Here is a 1,955-nt window from a genome sequence, read left to right on the forward strand (position 1 = left end):
GGCTGATCGAAGGTGGCATTCCAACGGAAGCAACCGTCGCCCAGGTGCTGGTCTCCAAATACGCTGATCACTTGCCCCTCTATCGACAGGCGCAAATCTACAAGCGGCAAGGGATCGATCTCGACCGCTCGACGCTTGCCGATTGGGTCGGTCGCGCCGCCTGGCATCTACGGCCGGTCCATCAGCGACTGCTCGATGTGTTGAAAACATCATCAAAGCTCTTTGCCGACGAGACGACAGCACCCGTGCTCGATCCGGGACGGGGCAAGACCAAGACCGGGCAGCTCTGGGCCTATGCCCGCGACGACAGGCCATGGCAGGGAGCCGATCCGCCCGGTGTCGTCTATGTCTATGCACCGGATCGCAAAGCCGAGCGACCGATGGCCCATCTCGAAGGCTTCGTCGGTGTTCTCCAAGTGGACGGATACAGCGGCTATCGCCCGCTGGCCGCCAGGAACACCGTGTCGCTAGCATTCTGCTGGTCACATGTCCGCCGGCGCTTCTATGAACTGGCAGCAGCCGGTCCGGCACCCATTGCCAGCGAGGCCTTGCTGCGCATTGCAGAACTCTACAAGATCGAAGATGAGATACGCTACCGGACGCACGAACAGCGCAGCGCCACCCGTCAGGAAAAGAGCCGCCCGATCACCGACAGCCTTGCACCCTGGCTTCGAGAGCAACTCAGCCTCATCAGTCAGAAGACAAAGCTTGCAGAAGCGATCCGCTATAGCCTCTCGCGCTGGGATGGGCTGACCCGTTTCATCGACGATGGCCGGATTGAGATCGACTCCAACACTGTTGAACGATCCATCCGACCCATCGCCCTCAATCGAAAGAACGCGCTCTTCGCAGGCTCAGACGCTGGAGCCGGACACTGGGCAACCATCGCGTCGCTTATCGAAACCGCCAAGCTCAATGGCGTGGAACCGCTCGGCTATTTGACCGACATTCTGACCAGGATCGTCAATGGTCATCCCAACAGCCAGATCGACGATCTGTTGCCTTGGGCCTATGCCGCAAAACTCGATATCAGAGCGTTAGCTTGAGAACCGCACGAACTAGAGAAAAACAATGAAACAGACGATGTTTGCCTCACTTCTACTACTGATCTTCGCTTGTTCATCGGCCAATGCCCAGGATTCCGATAGGATCACGGTGGAGGCCTATATCGATGCGGTCGAAGGCGGCACGCCCCAATCCTTGATCGGAAAAAGGTCGGTCGTGGACTATCTCAAAGGAGTCAGAGATCATTTGTGGTGGGCATGCCAGCACAAAACAACGCTCCAGGAGTTATTTAGCTCAGGCGCTACACAGATCGACAAGGCGAAGAAATCGAAATCCGAAGAGACGTTCGCCCTGTGGGCGAAGTCAACATATTATGGGGATGTCGTGTTCAACGCTATCGACGACAACGTCACCTGCAACAAGTGATCCCAGGTACGAGAGCGTGGCGCGAGAACATCGCTTACGCTTTACCCGAACAAACAACATATAAACCGACCGCGGCATCGAACCCGACAAGCATACCCTCTTCTGCAACTGTCCGTTCGCCGAGGGGCTCAGCCTCTTCAGCAGGCTGAAAAATCACCCGCACTGGGACTTCGCGGCCTCCAAGTGGCGCGCGAGGCAAAGATTGACACCGTTCGCAGGTCAAGAACTGCTTCAGCCCAGCAATGATGTGCCCTGGTCGCGAGGGCTAGGGCAACACCTCTTGTTTGCACCGATCGCGGATGCTTGCGCGTTTGTGGCCCGAAAATTAGTTATATTTGGAAGATCTCTCGGGGTAGGATGCTGAATGTTTCNACGCCTGACTCCGTAACGCGAAGTGTTTCACTTATGACGTAACCAAGATCTTCGTCGATCCAGTTGCCCAGCATGAGGTGAAATGTCATGTTCGGCTTCAAGATAGTGGGATCTCCAACCTTGAAGCTCGCTGTCGGTTCAGTCCAGTCAAT

The 1,955-nt window shown here is 56.2% G+C and carries 2 protein-coding genes and 1 pseudogene; 2 read left to right on the top strand and 1 reads right to left on the bottom strand.

Annotated features, from left to right (window positions below; translation table 11 throughout):
- Both tnpC and A3AY_RS0130075 read left to right on the top strand, forming a co-directional pair.
- Positions 1-1,046, top strand: a 1,046-nt coding sequence (gene tnpC, locus A3AY_RS0130070) for an IS66 family transposase (RefSeq protein ID WP_018329384.1), incomplete at its 5' end; no start/stop codon positions are given.
- A 25-nt stretch (positions 1,047-1,071) separates the two neighbouring features.
- Positions 1,072-1,431 carry a hypothetical protein gene (locus A3AY_RS0130075; protein ID WP_018329385.1) on the top strand — a complete coding sequence of 120 codons (360 nt, stop codon included), beginning with the start codon at positions 1,072-1,074 and terminating at the stop codon, positions 1,429-1,431.
- A gap of 329 nt (positions 1,432-1,760) precedes the next feature.
- Here the strand turns inward: A3AY_RS0130075 and A3AY_RS40925 are convergent.
- A pseudogene (locus tag A3AY_RS40925) lies at positions 1,761-1,955 on the bottom strand (M24 family metallopeptidase); the annotation flags it as partial.

Origin of the sequence: Rhizobium giardinii bv. giardinii H152 (assembly GCF_000379605.1) — a bacterium.
Lineage (GTDB): Bacteria > Pseudomonadota > Alphaproteobacteria > Rhizobiales > Rhizobiaceae > Pararhizobium > Pararhizobium giardinii.

Coding starts and splice junctions, on each gene's coding strand:
- A3AY_RS0130075 (WP_018329385.1), top strand. CDS start 1,072: ATGAAACAGACGATGTTTGCCTCACTTCTACTACTGATCTTCGCTTGT.